The sequence below is a fragment of the Sphingomonas sp. Leaf38 genome, from assembly GCF_001421825.1.
GTDB lineage: Bacteria > Pseudomonadota > Alphaproteobacteria > Sphingomonadales > Sphingomonadaceae > Sphingomonas.
Window position 1 is genome coordinate 416,921 of sequence record NZ_LMLD01000009.1, and the last position, 23,941, is coordinate 440,861.

The following is a 23,941-nucleotide window of genomic DNA, read 5'->3' on the forward strand; positions in this document are numbered from 1 at the left end:
GCCCGCTGCATTGTCCTAATGGCCCGGATGGGAGATACTTATCTTCGATCAGACACGAGGGGCATATGGCAGGCGAGCACATCGGATGGCGTTCAGCAGCCGCGTGGCTGGCGGAGATCGTCGGGCCCGACATGCCCTATGTCCGCCTCACGATGGTCTACGGCGTCGCGATCAGCCTGTTGTCGCTCGCCACGCCGATCTCGGTGCAGCTGCTGATCAACAGCGTCGCCAACACCGCGATGCCAGCCCCGTTATGGACGCTCGCGGGCCTGTTGCTCGGGCTGTTGCTGGTGGTCGCGGGGCTGAGCGCGATGCGGTTCTGGATGATGGCGCTGTTCGAGCGGCGGCTGTTCGCGCGCATCGTCGCCGAGATCACCGTCCGCGCGGTCCATGCGCAAAACCCGTTCTTCGCCGACCAGAATCGCGGCGACCTGTTCAATCGCTATTTCGACCTTGTCGTCGTGCAGAAGGCGGTGCCGAGTCTCGTCATCGGCGCGTTCACGATCATCCTGCAATCCGCGGTGGGGCTGATCGTCACCAGCTTCTACCATCCCTTCTTCCTCGCCTTCAACGCGATCCTGCTGCTCGTCATCCTCGTGATCTGGCTGATCTGGTCGCGCGGCTCGATCCGCTCGGCGGTCGCGCTGAGCCACGCCAAGCACGAGGCCGCGCGCTGGCTGGAAAGCGTCGGCGCGTCGAACGGCTTCTACAAGTCGAGCCGCCATTTCGATTTCGCGATGGACCGGTCCGAAGCCGTCACTGCCACCTATGTCGAGCGCCACCAGCGCTATTTCCGTTACAGCTTCACGCAGACGGTCGCCTTCCTGCTGCTCTACGCCTTTGCGAGCGCCGCGCTGCTGGCGCTGGGCGGCAACCTGATCCTGAGCGGTGAATTGTCGATCGGACAGCTGGTCGCGGCCGAACTGATCCTCGGCGGCGTCTTCTACGGTGTGTCGCAGCTCGGCTGGTATCTCGATTCGCTCTACGACATGGTCGCCAGCGCGGAGGAATTGTCGCTGCTCTACGCGATCCCGCAGGACAGCGCGGTCGCCGCTGAAGGACAATCCCCTGGCGATGGCGCGGTGCGGCTCGACCGTGTCGTGACCGAGGGCGCACGTTTCGATTTCCAACTCGCCGCGGGCGAACAGCTCGTCACGCGCGCGGACGGCGGGGCCGAGCGGCTGCTGGCGATGGTGCTCAAGCGCCATGTCGTGCCCGAGCGCGGGCTGGTTCTGGTCGGTGGCGCCGACATGGCGACGTTCGACATGTATCTGCTGCGGTCCGAGGTGATGGTGCTCGACCGGCCGAGCATCGTCGAAGTCACGATCCGCGAATATCTGACGCTCGCGGCGGCCGCATCGACCTCCACAGTGATGCTCGACGCGCTCGAGACGGTCGGCTTGCGCGACCGCGTCGCCGGGTTGCCGCACGGCCTCGACACGCCGCTGGCTGCGTCGGGCTATCCGCTGTCAATCGGCGAGGTGATGGCGCTCAAGCTCGCCAATGCGCTGCTGGTGCGCCCGCATGTGCTGATGCTGTCGCAGCTCTACGACCTGATCCCGACCAGCCGCCTCGCCGAGGTGCTGCGCCAGCTCAAGGCGGCCGGCACGACGGTCCTGCTGTGCACGGGTCGCCCCGAGGATATCGTGCTCGACGGCTGGTTCCATCTCGAACCCGATCGGCAACGCCGCTTCGACAGTTGCGCGGCGCTGGTCGCCGCGACCCAGCAGGGAGCCGGCCATGCCGTATAAGCCCGATCGCCTCGCGCATTTCCAGACGCTCGCCGCGATGCGCGCGCCGCGGGTGGCGTCGGCGGTGGCGTGGATGCTCGTGCTGGGCATCGCGATCGCCGCGGCGATCATGGCGCTGGTCCCCTGGGTGCAGACCGCCAACGGCACCGGGCAAGTGGTCGCGCTCGATCCCGGCGACCGCCAGCAGCAGGTCACCGCGCTGGTGCCGGGCAGGGTCGAGCGCTGGTACGTCCAGGACGGCCAGCACGTCGCGCGCGGCGATCCGATCGCACGCGTCGTCGATCTCGATCCCGACCTGCTCTCGCGGCTGGGGGCCGAGCGCGCGCAGGTGCAGGCGGAGATCGCCGCGATCCAGCAGAGCCGCGCGGTCGCGGGAATCGACGTCGCGCGCACCGGGCAGTTGCTTGCCGAAGGGCTCGCCGCGCGCCGCGATTACGAGCAGACGCAGATGAAGGTCGCCGACGCGGGCGCCAAGCTCGCCGAGGCGCGCGCGAAACTCAACCGGATCGACATCCAGCTCAACCGCCAGTCGGCACAGCTGGTGCGTGCGCCGCGCGACGGCCGCGTCCAGCAGCTGAATGCCGCGAGCGGCAGCGCGCTGGTCTCGCCCGGCACGGTGCTCGCGGTGATCGCGCCCGAGCGCGTCGAGCGCGCGGTCGAGCTGTACGTCGATGGCCGCGACATGCCGCTGATCCGTCCCGGTCGCCCGGTGCGGCTCGAGTTCGAGGGCTGGCCCGCGATCCAGTTCAGCGGCTGGCCCTCGATTGCGCAGGGCATGTTCGACGGGCGCGTTCGCATGATCGACCCCAATGCCGCCCCCGACGGCACGTTCCGCATACTGGTCGAACCGCGGCCGGGCAAGCCGGGCTGGCCGACCGCCAACTTCGTCCGCCCGGGCGGCAAGGTGCGCGGCTGGGTGCAGGGCGAAACCGTCCTTGTCGGCTACGAACTGTGGCGGCAGCTCAACGACTTCCCGCTCGAATTCGGCCAGCGCGGCGCGGCATCGGCCAAGGCACAGCCCAAGCCGCCCGCCAAGACAAGCACGGACGAAACCGGCAAGGACGGGGACGCCAAGAAATGACGCGGGTCCCCCCTCTTCTTGGCGTCGCTTTCCTGCTCGTCCTGCTGGCACCTGTCGCCGCGTCCGCGCAAAGCACGCCGCTGACGCTCGACGAGGTGCTGCGTTCGTCCGCGCGCTCCGCGCCGCAGATCGTCGAGGCGCTCGCCAAGGTGCGGCAGGCGGATGGTCGCGCATTGTCCGCGGAGGGCGCGTTCGACACCGTGTTCGACGTCGAGTCAAAGTCCCGCGTCGCGGGCTATTATGACGGTACGGTGGTCGAGAGCCGCGCGACGCGCCCGCTCACCGGCAATGGCGGCTATGTCTATGGTGGCTATCGTGCGTCGCGCGGCACGTTCCCGGTCTATGAGGACCAGGCCTATACCAACCGGCTCGGCGAGGCGAAGGTCGGCGCGCTGTTCGCGTTGCTGCGCGACCGGGTGATCGACGAACGCCGCACGCGGCGGACGATCGCCGGTACCGAGATCGACGTCGCGCGGTTCGAGGCGGAGATGGTCGCGGTCGGCGTGCAGCGGCGCGCGGTCGACGCCTATCAGGCCTGGGTCGCGGCGGGTCTGCGGCTGCGCGCCTATCGCGACCTGCTGAACCTCGCGGAGCGGCGTCGCAGCGCGATCGGCCGGCTGGTGACGCTCGGCGCACGGCCTGAGATCCTGCTCGTCGAGAACGACCAGAACCTCGTCCGGCGACGCGCGCTGGCGGTGCGCGCCGAGCAGGATGTCGCTGGTGCCGCCAATGCGCTGTCGCTCTATCTGCGCGACGAGGCGGGTGCGCCCGTGACGGTATCGGACGATCGCATGCCCGCGGGTGCCGGTGCGCTCGCCGCGCTGTCCGTCGCGGCGACGCGGGCGGGGCCAGTCGAGCGCCCCGACTATCGCGCGGTGCTCGCGCGGATCGAGCAGGCGACGTCGCGACTGGCGCTGGCGGAGAACGACCTGTCGCCCCGGCTCGACCTGCGCGGCGAGGTCGGCAAGGATGTCGGTGCGGTCGGCCTGGGTGGCCCCAACCGGACCCCGCTCGAGGCTGCGATCGGTTTCCGCTTCAGCGTGCGGCTGCAAAACCGCGCCGCCAAGGGCCGCGTCGCAGAGGCGCGTGCCGAGATCGACGCGCTTGGCCAGCGCGGTCGCTTTCTACGCGACCAAATTTCCGTCGAGGTCCAGGGTATCGTCATCGCGGTCGGCGCTGCGGAGCGGCTGACCGCGATCGCCGACGAGGAGCGGCAACTGGCCGACCGTCTGGCGGCGGCCGAGCGTCGTCGTTTCGAATTGGGATCCGCCGATTTCTTCCTGGTGAACCAACGTGAGGAAACCGCCACCGATGCGCGTGTGCGTCTGATAGACGCGCAGGCGCGGATCGCGTCCGCGCGTGCCGAATTGGCTGCCGCTGTCGCCGATCGCGATGCGTTACGGCTTATCCGCTGACCAAAATTGCAGAAACGGGGCCGATGATATGCAACAGATGCCTGCTTGCCGTGTCTCGGATTTCGGACCTGCGTGCCCCAATTTGGGCGACATCGGCACCGCGGATATGAAAGTCCGGCGTACATCGCGCGCCATCGCGGGCAAGACACGACCAAAAGGGCGTCCCGAACGCAGCAGATTTCGTACCGGCGGTTTTGCAGGTTTGCAGCGCGTAAAGCCGAAATGGCGGAACTGCGACGGCTGCGTTTTCCATTGAAGGCTGCAGGCTATCGCGGCGCTTCCGCCGCGCTGGAAGCCGACCGAAACCGTCGAACGAAACCGATACGACTTCAGGATGCTGGTGCGAGATCGGACGCCGTCGGTGATGCGGTCGTCTCTGGGCCGAGATCCGCGCGAACGAGACGCGGCGTCGGGTCGCGGGCCTGCAGCCGCGACCCCGTCACCGCAACAAGGTTCGCGGTAAAAGTATAGCGTTCGCGTCCATAGCTTGGCTGCGCTTGCGGGGCATAGCGACGGACCGATATCGCGCGGACCACCTGTTCGGCCCAGCCCTTCTTCAACGCCACACGATCGCCACTCCGCGAGATGTGCGCGTCGCTGATTCGGCCATCGGCGCCAATCGTAAAGGCCACATCGATCCATTGCCCGACATAGCTATCCATCCCCGTGGCCGGCATTCCGGCGTTGAACAGGCCAATCGCGCCGGAGTTCGAGCCGAAGCCGTTACGCACTCCCTGGGGAGACGCGGTCAGCGCAATGGCGGGGGCGTATAACATCCGTGCAGGCGCTCCGGCAGGCTGCCTTGGATATTGCGCAACCAGGCGATCCAGCTCTGGCCCGGGGGTCGTCTGCGCAGCCAGCAAAAAGCTAAGTTGCCCGGCGGCCACTTGATAAGGCTGCAACGCCGGTTCACGCCGGGCGAGCAGCGCATCGATCGCCTGGCGTGCCGAGGAGGCGAACATCGCGTGATTCTGTTCGGCGAGGCGGGTGTTCAGCGTCGCTATGCGTAGCAGAGCAAGCCCTTCGATCTCGACAAGGCCGAGCTTGTGTGCGCGTCGGGCGATGCCCGCATATTGCATCTCGCTGCCTTTGAACCGGCCGGCGCGAGCATAGGCATCGCCAAGCTCGATCCGCTCCAGGAACACACGCGGATCGTCTTCAGCAGTGCCGGCCTTGATCGCGCTGACGGTATCGAGAGCGCTCGACCATTCGGCGTCGGCTAGGCCGAGATGCCCCGCGATCACGCCATTGGCATGGTGAAGATTGGCCACCGCCACCGGATATTGCTTTGCGAACCGGGCGTTGCGACGCCGTGCTGCCAGCAGCGACGCACGCGCGGCATCATATGTGCCGACTTCAAACTGCGCCTGGGCCAGCGCAAGTGTCGCGGCGATGTCCTTGTCAGGCGCGCAATGCTCCGCAAGGCAGGCGTCCAAGACCTTTTCAAAATCCGGGATACGGCTGCCGACGACAACGATATCGCGAGCCGGTGCCGCCTCTGCGGACGGTGGCGGCGGCGTACCCTGGCCGGGCAGAGGGGCGGCGGCCAACACGCTGCCTGCAACCAACCAACGCCCTATGACCATCGCCAAGACTCCGCAATCCGTCGCCAACGCTAGGCGTCAATCACGTCCTCGTCCACCATACCCGGCCATCAATCGCGTACGCGTTCAAGCCGCATCGAACCATTTCTGCAGGTGATGAGCGGCTGCCTGCAGGAAGCATCGCGCTCAAAAATATTCCGGCGCGCTCGCGTGTCGGGACCGGGTGGAACGCCCAGCCAGCGCAGGCCCAGCAAGACCCAGTACGCGGCTACTCGGGGTCTCATGGCTGCAAGCCGCTATCAGCCATTCGTGTATCCGGCCGCCAGTTGCGGCACGCCCGATCAGATCCTTTACGGGTTGCCGCGGCGAATGCCGAGCAACGGCGCAGGCGTCGCCCTCATGCCCTCACTCGAAGTCCAGATTCTTGATACGCACGGCATATGGCGGACAGTAGAGTCCATGTGCTTCGGTAGATTTCGCCACGACCGATCCGGCGTTGATGACGCACCCCTCCCTCACGATCACGCCCGGGTAAATCGTGACGTTGGCACCTACCCAGCAGCCGCGTTCGATCAGGACAGGCCGAAGTCGATCCCCGTCCACGCCCCGTCGCCAGACCGAGCGTGTGATGTGGTGGGTCAGCGAGATGATCGTGCACCGGTAACTGATCCGCACCGCTTCGCCGATCTCGACGCCACCGCCGGCGTCGATCAGTCCCTCCGGGCCGACAAACGCACCCTTGCGCAGCGTCAGGCGATGCGGATCGATAACCGTGCAGCTCGGATCGATAAAGGCCCCTTCCTCCATCGTGATGCGTGTCATCATGTCTTCGGTCAGCACGGGGTTCGGCTCCCAAATTCGGCATTTTGCCATCCGTTGTTGACACGTCGCTGCCGGTCAACGGTCTGTTTCAGTACCGAACCCTGGCCCCCGCGTAGAAGTAGCGACCCACCGGCGAGATCGGCACGTTGGTCTCGAAACCGATGTCGGGCTTCTGGTCCGCGAGGTTGTTGATGCCGCCGTAGACCGAGAACCGCGTGTCGACGGCGACCTCAGCCTGCACATCATGCTGCCAAAGTTCCTTGTAGCGGAAATAGCGTGGATCGACGAGGCTCGGGTTTGCGTCGGTATCGGCCTTGGCAAAACGACGGACACCGTCCTGCCAGCGCAGATTGTAGCTCAATGTGAGCGCACCCGCGGTCCAGCTCGGCGAGAAGGTGAAGGTGTATTTCGGCCGGAAGGGCTGGTCGACATTGTTCTCGGTGATCGCGCCGGGCGTCGCGATCTGTTCGAGCTTGTCGAGATACCCCCCGACCAGGCGGATATCGAACGCCCCCGCGCGCGCCGTCCGGAAGCGATAGGCAATGTTGAGTTCGGCGCCAGCGGTGCGGAACGCCGCGACGTTCTGCGGCTGGACGACATAGCCGTTGATGAACCCGGTGCCGCGCTCACGGCTGATAGCGTTGCAATAGGCGTTGTCGAGCGTCGGCTGGTCGACGCACAGCGAGGCGATCGTGTTCGCATCGGGCGTGTTGATCGCATCGCGCAACCGGATGTCGTACCAGTCGAGCCCGATCGACAGCCCCGCGATCGGCCGTACCACGACGCCAGCGGTCCAGGTGCGCGCGACTTCGGCGCGCAGCTCCCGATTGCCCTGCTGCGTGCCGGGGATAAAGATCGTCGCGTTCGGGTTGTTCTGCGCGGTGAAGGTGGTGGGATTGCCCCCTGCGCCGGTGATCAGCGTCTGGCAGTTCGCGGTGCGGAACTGCGTCCCGAGCGTGCGGTTGCCGAGGTAGCAGGGATCGGAGAAGAAGTTGCTGCTGCCGGTCTGCGGACGGAAAATCTCGCCGATGTTGGGCGCGCGGACCGAGCGGCCGTAGGAGCCGCGGAAGCTGATCTCGCGGATCGGCGCGTAGATACCGTTGAACTGGTACGCACGGGTCGAGCCGACCGTCGAATAATCCGAATAGCGTCCCGCGGCACCGACCGAGAGCAGGCTGGCGAACGGTACGTCCTTCAGGATCGGCGCGTTCAATTCGCCGAATGCTTCCCAGACATCGAAATGGCCGCTCGACGGGGTCGGCAGGATGTATTCGTCATACTGGTAGAACAGATTGTCAGTGATCGCCTGCGCCGGACGGAAGCTGCTCGACTCGCGGCGATATTCGCCACCGACAGCAAATGCGACCGGGCCGCCGGGCAGTATGAAAAACTGTCCGAAGTCGCCGTTCAGCGAGGCGTTAGCGACGTGCTGAGTCAGTCGCGCATTGCTGGCCGGGTTGCTCAGGAAATAGCCGAACGAGGCCGGGTCCACGGTGTTGCCGCCGAACGTGTTGACCGGGACGCAGCCGGCCGCGCGGGCCTCGACCGAACGGCAGACGATCGTTCCCCTCGGCCCGCGCACCGCATCGAGCGCGTTCAGGAAGCGGTCGTTGAGGCGGTCGTTGAGCTTGGTCGCGCGGACGTCTGTCTGCCCATAGGTATAGGACACGTCGTAGCTGGCATGCTCCGAGATGCGGCCGGTGACGTCGATGACGCCGCGATAGGTGCGTCGGCGGTCTTCCTCGCCACGCCGCGGGATGTCGAAATTGTTGCGGTTGACGTCGACCGAGCCGAGCCCGGCCGCAGTCGCGGCGGCGAGGATACTGGCCGGGATGTAGGGATTGTCGAGCGCGATGATAGCCGGGTAATTGCCGCCATAGCCGCCAAAGCTGGTCACGGTCGACTGGACGAACTTGCCCTCCAGGCTGATCTTGAACGCGTCCGAGGCGCCGTAATGCGTCAGCGCGTTGACCGCATGGCGGCGGGTGCGCGGGAAGATGTCGCCGATATACCCCGCGACCGGCGTATCGTCGCCGCCGACCGAATAGCCATCGTTCTGGAGGAAACGGCCGGGCGTATAGAGCGCGCCGTCGCCGCGGAACGTCTGGTCGCCGATATACACGATGCCTTGGTTCGAGCTGTACGGATAGCGCAGGTCGCCGACCGGTCCGATCTTGTAGCTGCCAGCGCGCGTCGGATCATAAGTGTCGAGGTTAACGAAATACTGGCGGTCGCCCGGTGCGAGATACCGACGATCGTCGTTCGCGAGCGGCTGGTCGGCATTATACTCATAGGCAAGCGTCAGATTGCCGCGACCGTCGGCGAAGTTGCGGCCCGCGATCAGCGAGGCGAAGCGGTTGGCGGCGTCGCCGCGCTCCGAGATGCCGAACTGGCTGCGGGCTGCGACGCCGTCGAAGTCGCGCTTCAGCACGAAGTTCACCACCCCGGAGACGCCGTCGGCACCGTACACAGCCGATGCCGCCCCGGTGAGCACGTCGACCCGCTCGATCAGGTCGGTCGGGATCGCGTTGATGTCGACCGCCGCTGTGTCAGGCTGGCCGGCGACGTGGCGGCGGCCGTTGACGAGGACCAGCGTCCGGTTCGGCCCGAGACCGCGAAGGTCGAGCAGGTTGAGCCCGACTTGCCCGAAACTGCCATCGGCCTGCGCATTGCCCGCGGTCCGCGTGCTGTCGCGCGAGTTTGTCAGCGCCGGCACACGCTGCAGGAAGGTGGTGACATTGGTATTGCCCGACTTCTGCAGGTCAGCCGCGCTGAACGAGACGATCGGGTTCGGCGCCGCATAATCGGGGCGAGCGATACGCGAACCGGTGACGACGATCTCGCCCGCTGGATCGGCGACGGGATTGGCAGCTAAATCGGGGGCCGGATCGGTAGCGGCTGACACGGGCATATCGGCGCCCTGCGGGCCAATCTGCGCCTGTACCGAAGTCGCCGCAAGCAGCACAGCGCCGGACAACAGATGACGGCGGCGAAGGATACGCATGACTTCTCTCCCTGCTCGACGGCATTGCCCCCTGCCGACGTTGTTGCGTCTGGCTTAACCGAACCGCCGGCTACTGAGCAAGGAGGCTACCTGCGCAAACCCCGCCAAGCTATTAACCTAGCGCAAAATTCTGCGCGTTACTGGTTTGTACAGGGGGTGGCGTGGACGGTCGCAATGCGCCACGATCTGATGATGGGGGAGCAGGCACACGACTGGACGCGAAGAGCCGCATTGGGACTCGTGCCGACGCTGGGTCTGGTGGCTTGCGGCGGCAGGCGCGAGCCCGAACCGCTGAGATTTTGGGCGATGAGCTACGAAGGCGACTATTCGCCGATGCTGATGCCCGCATTTGCAGCTGCGACGGGGATCGCGGTCGATGTCCAATCGCTCCCGGCGACCGCGAGCCATGAAAAGCTGCTAACGGCGCAGGCGGGTGGCGCGATGCCCGACGTACTGATGCTGTACAACGGCTGGGTCCAGGAGTTCGCGACGATCGGCGCGATCGCCCCGGTCGCTTACCCGACGCTGACCGCAGATATGTTTCCCGGTGTGTTGGATGCCACCAAGGTCGGTGGCCGGGACTTTGCAGTGCCATGGTCGGTGGCACCGCAGGTTCAGTTCTACCGCCGCGATATTCTCGCCAAGGCGGGCTATGCCGCGCCCGCCGACGATTGGGACGGCTGGCTCCGCATGGGCCGCGCGATCAAGCGACAGCGGCCCGACGATTTCGTCTTCATGCTTCTGCTCAACTGGCCGGACATGCTCATCACGATGCTGATGCAAACGGGTACGACGATGCTGCGCGACCATGACACGCGCGGGAACTTTGCGACGCCGGAAGCACGGGCGGCATTCGCCTATTACGCCCAGATCTTTGCCGAAAGGCTCGCACCCATCGCGCTCTCGACCGAAATACAGGACCCCGTCGCGGCTTTTGCGCAGGGGTATTTCGCGATCTGGCCGACCGGTCCGACGACGTTGCTCGACCTTCACCGTCGCGCCGCGGAGCTCCCCGCCGAGCGTTGGGGAACCGCGCGGCTCGCCGGCCCGCACGGTCTTGGCGCCGTGTCGGCGCTGAGCACCAGCCTGTGCGTATCCGCCGCGACGCCGCGCGCGGCGGACGCCTGGGCGCTGGTTCGCCACCTCAGCTCGCCGGTGAGCGAACTCCGCTACCAGCGCCTGATCGGCAATCTGCCGGCTCGCCTGAGCGCGTGGTCGTCGCCGCAACTCCGCGCGCCAATTCTCGCCCCGTTCAAGGAGCAGATGCGGTTTCCCGCCACCGCGCCGAAAGTGATCGAATGGGAGCGGATCAAGCTCGAGGTCCAGTTCGCCGCCGAGCGCGTCGTGCGAGGCGTCCAGACGATCCCGCAGGCGCTGGCAGGCCTGGACACGCGCGTCGACCAGTTGCTTGCCAAGCGGCGCGCCCTCATCGAGGCAGGGACGCTCGCATGACGCGTCAGGAACGCACCGCCTGGCTCTTCTCCGCGCCGGTCCTCGCGATCATCGCGCTGGTCTTCGTTCTGCCGACCACGCTCGCGATGGCGCTGTCGGTCACCGATTACTCGATCTACGCGCTCGCGGACTGGGCGAATTTGCGCTTCGTCGGGCTCGGCAATTTCGTCGATCTGTTTTCGACACCGCTGTTCTGGCGCGCGATGGCCAACACCGCCCTGTTCGCGCTGCTCGGCGTGCCGATGGCGATCGGTACGTCGCTCGCCGTCGCGATGCTGCTGAACGACGCGACGGTGCGGTGGAAGCCGCTGTGGCGCGTGCTGTTGTTCGCGCCCTACGTCACCAGCATCGTCGCGACCGCGGTCGTGTGGCGGTTCCTGTTCAACGAACGCTCGGGGCTTATCAACCGCGTACTCGCGACGGTCGGCCTCGCGCCGGTCGACTGGTTGGGCGACCCGCACACCTCGATCCCGGCGATCCTGATCTTCGTCACCTGGAAGATCTTCGGCTACAACATGATCGTCTTCACCGCTGCGCTGTCCGCGGTGCCGCAGGATCTGATGGAGGCGGCGCGGCTCGACGGCGCCGGGCGCTGGAGCCGCTTTCGCCACGTCACCCTCCCCGCGATCGGTCCGACGTTGCTGCTCGCCGCGGTGATGAGCGTCGCTGGCTTCCTCCAGATCTTCGCCGAGCCCTATGTCATGACGCTCGGCGGCCCTGCCCAGAGCACCACGACGATCCTGTATTTCATGTTCGACGAGGGCTTCAAATGGTGGAACCTCGGCCAGGCCAGCGCGGTCGCGTTCATCCTGTTCCTGATGATCCTGGCGCTGACGATGATCCAGACGCGGATTGGGAGGCGCTACGAATGGCTTTGAAACCTCGCGCGGTCCTCGCCAATGTGGCGGTGCTGCTGCTGACCGCACTGACGATCGCGCCGCTGCTCTACATGGTGATCGTGTCGTTCATGCCCCGTGAAGAATCGAGCACCCTCCCGACGCCGCTCTGGCCGTCGCGTTGGTCGTTGGAAAATTACCACGAGCTGCTCGTCCGGCGGCTGATCGACGGGGCGTGGTTCGACTACCGGATCGTCCCCGCGCTGTTCAACAGCATCGCGATCGCCGCGATCTCGACGCTGCTCGGCTTGCTGCTGACGGTCCCCGCCGGCTACGCGTTCGCCAAGCTGCGGTTCCGCGGACGCGAGCGGCTGCTGAAGATCCTGATCGCGTCGCTGGTCGTACCCGGCCAGGTCGCGATGCTACCGCTGTTCCTGATCTTCAAGCAGCTCGGCCTCGTCAACAGCTACGCAGGCGTCATCCTGCCAAGCCTTGCGGGCATCTTCGCAATCCTGTTCGTGCGGCAGGCGACGCTGGCGATCCCCGACGAGATGATCGACGCGGCGCGGATCGACGGCGCCAGCGAAACGCGGATTTTCGTGACGATCGTGCTCCCGCTGCTGACGCCGATCGTCGTGACGCTGGCGCTGTTCCTGTTCCTGGGCTCGTGGAACGACTTCCTGTGGCCGTTGATCGTGCTGGCCGACCAGCATCTCTACACGCTGCCCGTCGCCGTCGCGGCGATCGCGCGCGAGCATTCGGCGGACGGCGAACTGATGATGGCGGCGGCCGTCGTCACGACGATGCCAGTGCTGCTGCTCTTCCTCGCGTTGCAGCGTTATTATCTGACCGGATTGCTCGGCGGCAGCGTGAAGGGATAGGCGCGGCCATCGGCGCCGAACACATGCGCGTCCTTGGGCGCAACGCCGACGCGTAGGACTTCGCCCAACGTTACCGAGCGCTCCCCGGGGAGCTGCGCGACAATCGTATTTGCCGCGCCCCGGGCCCCAAGATGCGCGAACGACAGCGGCCCGAGACGCTCGAACAGCTCGACCGCGCCGACGAACGGCCCCGCATCATCCACGTGCAGATGTTCAGGCCGAACGCCGAGCGTGACCGCCGCGCCGACCGCACCCGCCGGGACGATCGCGCCGGTGTTTACCGTCCCGCCCCCCGCCAGCCTGACGGTCGCACCATCGGAGCCGACCCCCGCGACCGTCGCCGGTAGCAGGTTCATGCCAGGCGATCCAATCGCCGCCGCGACGGCCAGGCTCGCTGGCCGGCGGTACACCTCGATCGGCGGACCGACCTGCTCGACGCGCCCCTCGCTCATCACGACGATCCGGTTGGCGAGTGTCATTGCCTCGAGCTGGTCATGCGTGACGTAGATCATCGTTGCGCCAAGCTGCTGATGCAGCCGCGCGAACTCGTGTCGCATGCGCGCGCGCAGATTGGCATCGAGGTTCGACAAAGGCTCGTCGAGCAGCAGCACTTTTGGCTGGCGCACCACAGCGCGGGCGATCGATACGCGCTGGCGCTGACCACCCGACAAGGCCCGCGGCCGTCGGTCGAGCAAGTCCGACAGATCGAGCATCGCCGCGACCTCCGCGACCCGCTCTGCGACCTCGCGCCTGGCGATCTTCGCGACCTTCAACGGAAATGCGATATTCTCCGCGACCGTCAGATGCGGGTAGAGCGCGTAGGACTGGAACACCATCGCCAGCCCACGATCGGATGGCGCCGCGTCCGTCACGTCGCGTCCGTCGATCATCACGCGTCCCGCGCTCGGCATCTCAAGCCCGGCGATCATCCGCAACAGCGTCGACTTGCCGCACCCCGATGGCCCGACAAGCACGACGAACTCACCGGCCTCGATCGTCAGGTCCGTCGGCTGGAGCACCGTCGTATCACCGAAACGCTTGAACAGTCCGCTGATTTCGACGCTTGCCACCGCATGTCCTTTTGCCTCAGCCCCGTGGGTAGCGGCAGACACGACTGCGGGCAAAGTCATCCTACCCACAGCGCTCGGATTTTTGCGATGCGCAGACCCGGAAGCGGTCATTCCGCCCGTCCCTCACCGTACCAAAGCCGGAGATTTGGTCAGATAGGCCAAGCCGCGCTCGACTGCTGCACCGCTCACGGCAAGCTACGAAGCGGAATGGGGATGGCTACAGAAGCAGTTTTCGCAGCAAACCCTATGTTCAGTTCTCCGCGATCGCCCCAGTCGTTACACGACCGACTAGGTCGACTACTTCATCGCGTTATTTCGTCCGCTTAATAAAACTGTCACTTTGCGCGTCCAACGGCCCTTCATCGAACAGGGCTGGGACGACTTAATGACGAAATTTGGATTGCGCACGGGTTGCGCTTTTATCGCGCTGAGCATCGCGGCGCAGTCGCCGACATCGGCGCAGACCGCCCCCGCGACGCCGCCCATCGAGACAGCCCCGGACGCGACCGCGCCCGACGTGGCGATATCGGACACCGGCGGCGACATCATCGTCACCGGTTCCGCCCGGCAGCAGCGCCGTTTCGACGTCTCCTACGCGGTTAATTCGCTGAGCAATGCCGACATCCAGAAGCTGGCGCCGATCAACTTCGCCGACCTGCTCGGCAAGCTGCCGGGGTTCGCGGTCGAGAACACCGGCGGTGAGGTCCAGAACATTATCCGTCTGCGCGGCCTGCCGAGCGACGGCGGCCTGGTCACGTTCCAGCAGGACGGACTGCCGCTGTTCCATGAGAATGACGGCAATTTTTTCCGCGGCGACAGCATCAACCGGTTCGACCTGATGATGCAGCGCGTTGAGGTCGTGCGCGGCGGCCCTGCCCCGGTCTATGCGAGCTATGCCGCGGCGATCGTCAACAACATCACCGTGTCAGGCACCGACGTGACGCGTGGCAAGGCGCAGGTCACGCTCGGCGACACCGGCCTCTACCGGCTCGACGCCTATCAGGCGGGTCCGATCGACGAGTCGACCTATTACGCGATTGGCGGGTTCCTGCGCCGTCACGACGGCTACCGCGACAACGGCTTCCCGAACGATCGCGGCGGCCAGATCCGCGCCAACATCAAGCACGACTTCAGCAACGGCTCGCTGCGTCTGTCGGGTAACTATCTGAACGACCACAACGTGTTCTACCTGCCGATCCCGACCGCCGACCCGCGCGATCCAACCAAGTCGCTCAACCGGTATATCGACTTCTTCAGCGGCACGATGAACTCGCCCGCGCTGCGCAACGCGAACATCCGCTTCCGCGAGGCCGACGGCACGACGCGCAACGTCGCCGCCGATCTCGGCAATGGTCGCCACACGCAGTTCGGCAATGTCGGCGTCCAGTACGACGCCGATTACGATGGCTGGAAGGTCGCAGCCAAGGGCGGCGTCAGCATCGGCAAGCTCCATTTCGACGCGCTGTATTCGACCAGCAACCCGTCGGACGCCAACGCCTATGCCAACGCGACCAGCAATGGGATCGGCACCCCGACCAACCTCGATAACGCGCGCAAGGCGTTCGGCACCGGTGTGACCCGGCTAGGCTATGCGATCGCGGGCACCAACGGCGCCGAACTCTACGACCCCGGCACCGCGTCCGGGCTGGTCGTCCCCGCCCAGTTCCGCGACGTCGTCTCGAAATATTATTCGACGCAGGGTGACCTCAGTGTCACGCGCTCGATCGCGACCGGCTTGGGCACGCACGATCTGCGCATAGGCGTCTATGGCAGCCTTTACGGCGAGACCAACGAAGTTGCGTATCAGGACTATCTGCTCGAGGTGAAGGGCAAGCCGCGGACGCTCGATCTGATCGCGTACAACGCCGCGGGGCAGGCGGTCGGTTCGGTCACCGACAACGGCGTTCTACGCTACACGACAACGCTCAACCGCGGCAACACCGATGCCAAGATGTACGCGCTCTACGCGAACGACACGTGGGAACTGACAAAGGGCCTGACCCTCGACGGCGGTGTTCGCCACGAGCGCTACAGCTTCAACGGCTATGCGTTCGCGACCACCGCCGCCAACCTCGGCGATCCGTCCACGCTCGCCGACAACGCGGTGCGCGCGTTCACCGGGCAGATCATCAATGCCAAGCTGAGCCCGAGCATCACCAACTGGACCGGCGGCATTAACTACGACGTCACGCAGCACCTCGGTGCGTATGCGCGCGCCTCGCATCTCGAAACGCCACCGTCGACGCAAGTCACGTACCAGATCGCCCCGACGATCATCACCTCGAAGGCGAACCAATACGAGGTCGGCCTCAAGGCCGCGTTCGGCCGGTCCTATCTGTACTTGATCGGCTTCTACACGCGCTACAATCCCCTCAATGCTTCGTTCGTCGCGCTCGACCCGGTCACCGGCCGCAATGACCAGTCGGTGCCGTTCGTCGGCAAGGCAGAGATCAAGGGCATCGAGATCGACGGCAACCTTGCGCTGCCGCACGGCTTTGCGTTGACCGGTGCGCTGACGATCAGCGATCCGCAGTATAAGAGCCTCGTCAACGCCAACGGCGCGAGTGCGGGCGACGTCGAGGGCAACCAGATCGTCCGCGAGCCCAAGGTCTATGGCAATATCCGTCCGTCGGTCGACTTCGACGTCGCGGGCAATGCCGTCCAGCTCTATGGCCGCTACGAATATACCGGCAAACGCTATGTCGACTTCTTCAACAATACCGCCCTGCCCTCCTACCAGACGGTCGGCGCGGGCATGACGCTGACGCACGACACGTGGCAGATGCAGGTGGTCGGCGACAACCTGTTCAACGCCAAGGGCCTGACCGAGGGCAATACGCGCACCGACCAGTTGAGCGGCCAGGGCACTGCCGACGCGATCTACGGCCGGCCGATCTTTGGTCGCAACGTCCGCCTCGTGGTCAGCAAGTCCTGGTGACGGCGTTGCGTTTAACGCTTGCCGCGCTGGCGATGACGGCCGCCGTACCGGTTTGGGCACAGGCGCCTGTACCGGTGGCGGTGGCGGACAGCGTCGTCGACGGCGTGTCGCAGCGGCTGTTCCCGATGCTCGGCGCGCTCGGCCGGTCGCCGGCGCTCGATTTGCGAGCGCGGGCGGCGCGGATTGCCGCGTGTGGCGAGGCCCCGGCCTGCGTGGTCGAGGCGACGATATGGACCGATCAAGACCGGGCGGCGGTCGCTGCAGCCGTTGGGCGGCTGGGAAAGAAGGCCCCGCTGGCGAATGCGGACCTGTCGGTGGCGGCGGGCGTCGACCAGGAGCTCGAGGCGCTGGACGTCGTCCTGCGCGTTTACGGATTGGGGCTGCCGGGACGTTATCCGAAGATCGACGGTCCGGTCTTCGCAACGAACACGCCGTTCTTCGCCGACAGCGTAAAGGTCGCGATCAATACTGCGCGCGCCGCGTCCGATGCGCCGCCCGAGACGATCGCCGCGAGCGTACGGCTGGCGGTGGCGCTGCTGGATGTGAACGACGCGACGGCGGCAACGCGGTTCGACCCGCTCGACCAGCGCGAGAATGCAGGTGCGCGCGCGCTGGCGCACCGGACCGACTGGAACGCCTTCCGCTATGCGCTGCTGATCGTGCCCGGCGTCGGTCCGGAGGACATCGGCACCGCGCTCAGCCCGCGCAGCAAGCTCCACGCGCTGCTTGCCGCACAACGCTATCGTCAGGGTCTCGCACCGTTCATCCTCGTGTCGGGCAGCGCCGTACATCCGCGCGGTACGCGGTACGTCGAGGCAGTCGAGATTCGCCGTGCCCTGATTGAGCGCTATGGCATCCCCGCCAACCGCGTGATCCTAGAGCCATATGCGCGGCACACTACCACCAATCTGCGTAACGCGACGCGCCGGATGGTGGCGCTCGGCATCCCGCTCGACCGATCGACGCTAATCGTGACCGACGCCGAGCAAAGCAAATACATCGAAAGCCCGACCTTTACCGACCGCAATCGCCAAGAGCTGGGCTATTTGCCGGGTGCGGTCGGTCGGCGGCTTTCGGTATATGATCTCGAATTTCAGCCGTCCCGGCTATCGCTGCGCCACGATCCGCGCGATCCTCTCGACCCATGAGCCGATATCTGACGCACGCGCTGTCCAGCATGCCCCACATCGCCGGTTTAGCCTCGGCAAACGCCGGGGCCCGATCGGGGGACGGGCTTAGCGAAGCATCGCGCGCCGTCACCCCGACCGTTCCCAGCGTACCCCGGCGGTCGCCGCGGCGGTTGAGCTATCCGCTGCTCCTCGCGCTGCTCGCTACCCCCGCGGCTGCCCCCGCGCAGGACACACCCGCAGACCTTGTCGACCCGTTCGTCGGCACGCTCGCCGATTTCGGCCAGCTCTCCCCCGCCGCAGTCGCACCGTTCGGAATGATGCAGCTTGGCCCCGATACCAGCCCCGCCAATCACGCCGGCTACGACCATGCCGCGACCACCTTGCTCGGCTTTTCGCACACTCGTGGCGTCGGCGTAGGCTGCAGCGGCGCGGGTGGCGACCTGATGATCTCGCTGCGCTATACCGCGCAGAGCGGCCCGGCGCTGATCGACAAATCCAGCGAGACGGCGCGGGCCGGCACCTACCGTGTCCGCTACGACGGCGGCATCTATGCCGAGATGGCAGCGACGCGGGGTGCAGGCGTGCTGCGCTTCACCCTGCCCCGCGCCGGCACCGTCGACCTGCGGATTGATCCGCGACACAGCTATTCGAAACGCTTGGCAGCCCGTTGGGCAAACCTTGCGAGCGATGACTTCCGCGCCGACCTCGTCGCAGGTACGGTTTGCGACCAGGGTGCCTATCATCTTCACACCGCCAGCCGGATCCTCGTCAACGGACGGCCGATCCACCGGACTCTGACTGTCGGCGCGAACGACGCGGCGACGCTGCAAATCGCCGGCAAAGCTGGCGATGCGATCGAAATCCGCACGGGCATGTCGACCGTTGATGGACGCGGGGCCACATTGGTTCGGGACACCGAAGTCGGCAGCAAGCCTTTCGCCGCCGTCGCGGTCGAGACGCGCAAAGCCTGGAACCGCATCCTCGGCGGTGTCGCGCTGAGCGGCTCGCGAGACCAGCGCGCGCTGTTCTACACGTCGCTTTACCGCGTCATGGAAACCCCGGTCGCGATCGACGATCCCGATCACCGCCACCGCGACAATAAGGGCGTGGTACAGACCTCACCCGACGGACAGACGCGCTACGCCAACTGGTCGCTATGGGACAATTACCGTTCACAGATGCCGTTGCTCGCCCTCCTCCAGCCCGAGCGCAGCGCCGATATCGCGCAGTCGCTGGTCGCGCTCTACGCGGACGGCAAGGCGCAATGGTCGACCCCGCACGAGCCATTTCTGACGGTCCGCACCGAGCATGCCGGGATCGCGCTGCTCGACATGCACCGCAAGGGCATTGCGTTCGATGCGGACGCTGCGCTGGCGGGGATGGCCGCGGACAGCCACACGCTCCACCGTGGCACGCCCGACGAGCAGATCGAGGCAGCGTATGACGATTGGGCAACCGCCGAACTTGCGCGCGACCTCGGCCGAACCGACATCGCGCGGACCTTCACCGCCAAGGCGCAAAACTACCGCCCGATGTGGCGATCGGTGTTCCAGACGCCGGGCGCGGACGGTGACGTGGTCAAGGCGCGTGGGCTGTATCAGGGCACTTTGTGGCAATATCGCTGGGCGCCGATCTTCGACCTGCCGTGGATGACCGCAACGGTCGGGCGCGAGCAGCTGCTCGGCGAACTGCATCATTTCTTCGATGCCGGGCTGTTCAACATGACTAACGAGCCCGACATCCAGGTACCGTGGATGTTCACCGCGCTGGGCCAGCCGCAAGCCACAGCGAACCTCGTGCGGACGATCCTGACCACGCCGATCGCGCATCCCTATACCAACAACGGCAAACTGCCGGTCCCGTTCGTCGGTCGCAGCTTCGCGCTGTCGCCGCAGGGCTTTGCCGACGGGATGGACGATGATGCCGGCGGAATGACGGCATGGTACGTGTTCGCCACGCTTGGCCTGTACCCGCTGGTCCCGGGCGAACCATGGTACGTGGTCACGACCCCGGCGTTCAAGCAAAGCGCGATCGATCTCGGCAATGGCCATAAACTGACGATCCAGCGCGCCGGACCGGCGCACGGCAGGATGACGCGCGCGACCTTGAACGGACGGTCCCTGCCGAACTTTCGCGTCCAGCATGCCGATCTGCTCCTCGGCGGGACGTTGAAAGTCACGACTCGATGACAGAATCCGTCGACATCAACGGCGCTGCCGTGATCCCGGATGTCCTACCACCACCCGGCTCGGGATTTGCGGCCCCGGCAGCACTTATGGACGATCGGTCCTGCGACGATACGCCAGACAAAGATCCAAACCCCGACCGCCGCGCCCCCTTCGCCGCTCCCCAACGTCGGGCACGCAAATAGTCCCCCCGCAAATCCCGACGACGAAAGCGTCCACGACCGCCGTCGTGGGGGCTCTCCGTGGACTGCCTTGGCCGCCAACCCGCTAGCGCCGGTGGACCAGCAGCATCGGTACGTCGCATTTCAGCAGCATGGTCCGTGTTGCCCCACCGAAGATCGCCTCGATCGTCCGGGTATGACCGAAGCCGCCCATGACTACGGAGTCGTACCCTTCGCTCGCCACCTCACGCACCAACGCCTCGCTTACTCGCTCGAGGCCGATCGGTTCGTTCTTGACCGTGCTCTTGATCCCGTGACGTGACAGGTAGCGTGCGGCCTCGTCCACGTCGGTCGTCATCGCGCCGGTATCGGCATGGAACAGCGTCACCGACTTGGCAATCCGAAGCAGCGGCAGCGCCGAACACAGTGCCGCCTCGGCATCCTGTGAGCCGTCCCACGCAACCACTGCGCGGCTTTGGGCCGTGAAACCGCAGCTCGCGGGTGGGACCGCCAAAACCGGCTTGCCGGTATGGACAAGCAGGTCGCCGATAACATGCGTCATGTGTGCAAAAAACGCCCCGGTATGATCGGTGCTGACGACGATGAGGTCGATCAGTCCAGCCCGCGCCTCCAGCGTCTGCGACAGGAAACCGGTCGTGCTGGTCCAGTCGAACGGCACGTCCTCGCGCTCGATCCTGCTACGCATCCGGCTGGCATGCGCCGCCTCGACCGCGGTTTCCTCGGCGAGAAGCAATCCACCCGCCGTCATTGGTACGGAATAGTCGCCGACATATTCGGGAACGATGGTCAGGTCGAGACACGCGAGATGGCCACCCACCGCACGGGCGACATCCAGCGCGGCCTGATAGCGCGCCTCCTGCCCCTCATCGTCGTGGATCAGCAAAAGGATGGTCTTCATCGGTCGTCTCCTTTCATGGGTTGCGTGGCATGGGTACGAGACGCGAGCCGGGGTCGATCGACGCAGCGTCCCAGATATCCGGGGCCGCGGCGGCACGGACGGTGCCGCGGCGGCCCGCTTGATCTCATCCGCGTCGCGCCGTCCGAGATAGCCTTGCTTGGCGAGGTTCGGATCGGTGGGGGAGGCCCCCCGCGCACCGGCGTCGCGCGCATCATGACTCATCCACCTCTACGAGAAGGCTATCGTCCACCATGGCGCATGTTCGTGCAGCGGTATGGCGGACGCGATCGAGTTGTGCGGTCGCGTATGCGGTGCTCATGTTCGGCACGACCGACTCGATCATGACGTGCTCGCTCTGCTTCATGCCGAAGCCCCGCCACAGATAGACATCGAGGATCTCGCGCAAAGACAGCACCTGCCCGCGCTCGCTCAACCAGTCGAGCGGCAGACCCGACGTGCTGAACGACAGGAGCGGCTTACCTGCCAGTCCCGGCTGTCCGCGCCGGTCGTGGACCGCACGGAACGAGTAGTTCGCGCCGAGGACGCGATCGATATACCCTTTCAGGATCGCCGGCGGCAGGCCGTACCAGATCGGATATACCAGGACGATCACGTCGGCGTCGCGGACATGGTCCAGTTCTTCGGCGACGTCGGCGCGTGGCGCCCATCCGGCGTGGCCGGGGCGCTCGTCGTCCTTCAGCACCGGATCGAATCCCAGCGCATAGAGGTCGCGGACCACCGCCTGGTGACCGCACTCGCGGACGGCGACCGAATAGGCATCGACGATCGCGCTGTCGAAACTTGTGGACGACGGGTTGGCGCAGATGACGAGGTGCGTCGCTCGCGCGGTCTGCAGTTCGGGAACAGCGGTGTTCATGGTCGGAGTCCTCGTCACGCCCCAGCATGATTGAGCCGGCCACATCATCGCCCGTGACGCAGGCGCGAGATATGCGTAGTTATACAGATGCCCCGCGCAGCCGTGCTGCCCGGGGCTGGCGTTCAAGCGGACGCGCGCGTGCTCCATGCGAGCCAACCCGCCACGGCCAGGAGTGCGACCGCGTAACTCCGGCCCAGCCATTCTGAGGTGCGGTTCTCAACCAATCTCTGCGACCGTGACGCGAGCGCGACGATGCTGCAATGGACCGTGGTGGCAATGACGAGATGCACTGATCCCAGAATCAACGCCTGCAATGGCAAGCTGCCGCGCGTACCGTCGAAGAAGCCCGGCAAGAGAACGGCGTAGAGAATCGCGGCCTTCACATTTAACAGGTTGGCAAGCAGCCCGCGCAAGAAAAGCCGCGCTCTTCGCAACGGCAGCGCGCGCATATCGGTCATCGTTGCTGGATGCCACGCATCGCACGCCAGCCAGACCATGTAGACCACGCCTGACCAGCGCAACGTCTGGTAGACGTACCGGTTGTCGAGCGCGCCCTGCGCGACTCCGGCAACGGTTGCCGCGAGATAGAATGCCAGGCCGAGCGTCACGCCGGCGATCACCGTCAGTCCTGCGGATCGTCCCCGCTGCGCGGCGACGATGGCAAGATAGCCCATGTTCGGCCCGGGCGTCAGTTCGATCAGCAGCGCCGTGGCGGTGAATCGCGACAGCGTCGGGAGCGCTATCGGGCCTAGCGTCAGCGCGATGTCATGCATGATCTACCGTCCACCGCGTATCGCACGTGATCGTCCGCGAGACTTGGGGCCTGGCGAGACAGGATTTCGCTCAGCCCACGATCAGGATGGGGACCGTGCTGGACTCTACGAAGTCGCGGGTTACTCCCCCCAGCACGATGTCGCGGACGCGCGTATGCGCAAACCCGCCGATCACGAGCAGATTGGCGTTCTGCTCCTTGGCATAGAGCGTCAGCGTTTCGGCGGGGGGGTTCTCCGCGTTGACGATCCAGTGCCCCTGCGCCGTGAAGCCGTGCCGGGACAGATGCCGCTTCACCTCGCCATGCGCATCCTTCTCTCGCTCGCATTGATGCAGCGTGTCGCCGACCGTCACGATATCGATGACCGCGTCGGGTTCCGCCAGCTGGATCAGCGCGTGCAGCGCGCGCGTAGCTTCGGGCGATGGCGTCCAGCCGAGTATCGCCCGATGAACCCGGGTGATGTCGGCGTCGCAGGGCAGGATCAGCAGCGGTGTACCGCTCGCCCGGATCAGCGTCTGCGCGACACGCCGTCGCAGCCATGGTGTCGCCCATGTTTCGAGCGCGCCCAAGACGATAATATCCGCCACCTGCCGGCTCCGCCGCAGATCTCCCGCGAGCCATGCCACATCGTCGTGAAAGCCGAAGACATCCCTGGCGGCGCCGAAATCCCGCAATGCGCCGTGCACCTTCGCAACGTTGGCGGCATCGTCGCCCATCAGGACGACCTCGGGCACGTACAGCGCGCCGAAGGGGGCCAGAGCCGGGGAGGTCATCGGTGCCGGCGTAAGAACGGCGACCTCCAGATGGGCGCCGCTCGCTTCCGCAAACCGAGCGACCGTCCGGAGGAAGGGGGCAGCGACATCGCCATTGTCGACGACGGCCAAAACGCTCTTGAGCATGATCACTTCTCCTCGCACCAGCAATGACAGCCAAATGCGCCGCTGGCCTTGCGTAGATTCCCGTAGGTCCGGGAAAGTGATGCCGTCGATCATGGAGGCTGATAACGCAGTCGCGCGACGGACAGCCGATCCAGACGATCCGTCGTGGTGATCAAAAGGAGGCCAGACCCGAGGGTTCGGGTGTACGGTGAAAAAGCTGCTTT

Annotated in this window: 17 protein-coding genes; 9 read left to right on the forward strand and 8 right to left on the reverse strand. The window is 65.8% G+C overall.

The window, feature by feature from the left end; all coding sequences use genetic code 11:
• Positions 1-65: 65 nt before the first annotated feature.
• The 3 genes from ASE88_RS04150 to ASE88_RS04160 are packed head-to-tail and all read left to right on the forward strand — an operon-like array spanning position 66 to position 4,247.
• Complete coding sequence (locus tag ASE88_RS04150; protein ID WP_056475689.1) at positions 66-1,751, forward strand: ABC transporter ATP-binding protein; 1,686 nt, start codon at positions 66-68, stop codon at positions 1,749-1,751.
• Positions 1,741-2,832 carry an efflux RND transporter periplasmic adaptor subunit gene (locus ASE88_RS04155; protein ID WP_056475692.1) on the forward strand — a complete coding sequence of 364 codons (1,092 nt, stop codon included), beginning with the start codon at positions 1,741-1,743 and terminating at the stop codon, positions 2,830-2,832. The genes ASE88_RS04150 and ASE88_RS04155 overlap by 11 nt, the downstream gene beginning before the upstream one ends.
• Entirely contained in the window at positions 2,829-4,247 is a 1,419-nt protein-coding gene (locus ASE88_RS04160) for a TolC family protein (protein ID WP_056475695.1), read from the forward strand. The genes ASE88_RS04155 and ASE88_RS04160 overlap by 4 nt, the downstream gene beginning before the upstream one ends.
• A gap of 329 nt (positions 4,248-4,576) precedes the next feature.
• Here ASE88_RS04160 and ASE88_RS04165 read toward each other — a convergent pair whose 3' ends face one another.
• The 3 genes from ASE88_RS04165 to ASE88_RS04175 all read right to left on the reverse strand — a co-directional run bounded on the left by ASE88_RS04165 (position 4,577) and on the right by ASE88_RS04175 (position 9,617).
• Positions 4,577-5,800, reverse strand: coding sequence for a hypothetical protein (locus ASE88_RS04165; protein ID WP_414893421.1), 1,224 nt, complete (start codon positions 5,798-5,800; stop codon positions 4,577-4,579).
• A 396-nt stretch (positions 5,801-6,196) separates the two neighbouring features.
• Positions 6,197-6,631: an acyltransferase gene (locus ASE88_RS04170; RefSeq protein ID WP_055876390.1), complete on the reverse strand. Its 435-nt coding sequence runs from the start codon at positions 6,629-6,631 to the stop codon at positions 6,197-6,199.
• 70 nt (positions 6,632-6,701) lie between these two features.
• Entirely contained in the window at positions 6,702-9,617 is a 2,916-nt protein-coding gene (locus ASE88_RS04175) for a TonB-dependent receptor plug domain-containing protein (protein ID WP_082466195.1), read from the reverse strand.
• 174 nt (positions 9,618-9,791) lie between these two features.
• On the opposite strand from ASE88_RS04175, the gene ASE88_RS04180 reads away from it, so the two are divergent.
• From ASE88_RS04180 to ASE88_RS04190, 3 genes are read left to right on the forward strand one after another with little or no spacing between them, the layout of a single operon-like run.
• The gene (locus tag ASE88_RS04180) at positions 9,792-11,069 is read left to right on the forward strand and encodes an extracellular solute-binding protein (protein ID WP_162233384.1); all 1,278 of its coding nucleotides are present in this window, start codon (positions 9,792-9,794) and stop codon (positions 11,067-11,069) included.
• Positions 11,066-11,947 carry a carbohydrate ABC transporter permease gene (locus ASE88_RS04185; RefSeq protein WP_056475705.1) on the forward strand — a complete coding sequence of 294 codons (882 nt, stop codon included), beginning with the start codon at positions 11,066-11,068 and terminating at the stop codon, positions 11,945-11,947. The genes ASE88_RS04180 and ASE88_RS04185 overlap by 4 nt, the downstream gene beginning before the upstream one ends.
• Positions 11,938-12,786, forward strand: coding sequence for a carbohydrate ABC transporter permease (locus ASE88_RS04190; protein ID WP_056475708.1), 849 nt, complete (start codon positions 11,938-11,940; stop codon positions 12,784-12,786). The genes ASE88_RS04185 and ASE88_RS04190 overlap by 10 nt, the downstream gene beginning before the upstream one ends.
• Here the strand turns inward: ASE88_RS04190 and ASE88_RS04195 are convergent.
• Positions 12,747-13,856: an ABC transporter ATP-binding protein gene (locus ASE88_RS04195; protein WP_055876404.1), complete on the reverse strand. Its 1,110-nt coding sequence runs from the start codon at positions 13,854-13,856 to the stop codon at positions 12,747-12,749. The two genes, ASE88_RS04190 and ASE88_RS04195, sit on opposite strands and share 40 nt — an antisense overlap.
• A 385-nt stretch (positions 13,857-14,241) precedes the next feature.
• Here ASE88_RS04195 and ASE88_RS04200 point away from each other — a divergent pair, with 385 nt between their 5' ends.
• From ASE88_RS04200 to ASE88_RS04210, 3 genes are read left to right on the forward strand one after another with little or no spacing between them, the layout of a single operon-like run.
• Entirely contained in the window at positions 14,242-16,794 is a 2,553-nt protein-coding gene (locus ASE88_RS04200; RefSeq protein ID WP_055876406.1) for a TonB-dependent receptor, read from the forward strand.
• Complete coding sequence (locus tag ASE88_RS04205) at positions 16,791-17,942, forward strand: YdcF family protein (RefSeq protein WP_414893363.1); 1,152 nt, start codon at positions 16,791-16,793, stop codon at positions 17,940-17,942. The genes ASE88_RS04200 and ASE88_RS04205 overlap by 4 nt, the downstream gene beginning before the upstream one ends.
• Complete coding sequence (locus ASE88_RS04210; RefSeq protein ID WP_235527808.1) at positions 17,939-20,113, forward strand: glycoside hydrolase domain-containing protein; 2,175 nt, start codon at positions 17,939-17,941, stop codon at positions 20,111-20,113. Before ASE88_RS04205 ends, ASE88_RS04210 begins: the two co-directional genes overlap by 4 nt.
• 264 nt (positions 20,114-20,377) lie before the next feature.
• Here ASE88_RS04210 and ASE88_RS04215 read toward each other — a convergent pair whose 3' ends face one another.
• The 4 genes from ASE88_RS04215 to ASE88_RS04230 form a co-directional block, all read right to left on the reverse strand.
• The gene (locus tag ASE88_RS04215) at positions 20,378-21,190 is read right to left on the reverse strand and encodes a universal stress protein (RefSeq protein WP_056475710.1); all 813 of its coding nucleotides are present in this window, start codon (positions 21,188-21,190) and stop codon (positions 20,378-20,380) included.
• Positions 21,191-21,401: 211 nt separating this feature from the next.
• Positions 21,402-22,067 carry an NAD(P)H-dependent oxidoreductase gene (locus tag ASE88_RS04220; protein ID WP_056475713.1) on the reverse strand — a complete coding sequence of 222 codons (666 nt, stop codon included), beginning with the start codon at positions 22,065-22,067 and terminating at the stop codon, positions 21,402-21,404.
• A 122-nt stretch (positions 22,068-22,189) separates the two neighbouring features.
• Entirely contained in the window at positions 22,190-22,840 is a 651-nt protein-coding gene (locus ASE88_RS04225; protein WP_056475716.1) for a LysE family translocator, read from the reverse strand.
• A 70-nt stretch (positions 22,841-22,910) separates the two neighbouring features.
• Positions 22,911-23,831, reverse strand: a complete 921-nt coding sequence (locus ASE88_RS04230) for a universal stress protein (protein WP_235527809.1) — start codon at positions 23,829-23,831, stop codon at positions 22,911-22,913.
• Positions 23,832-23,941 lie beyond the last annotated feature (110 nt).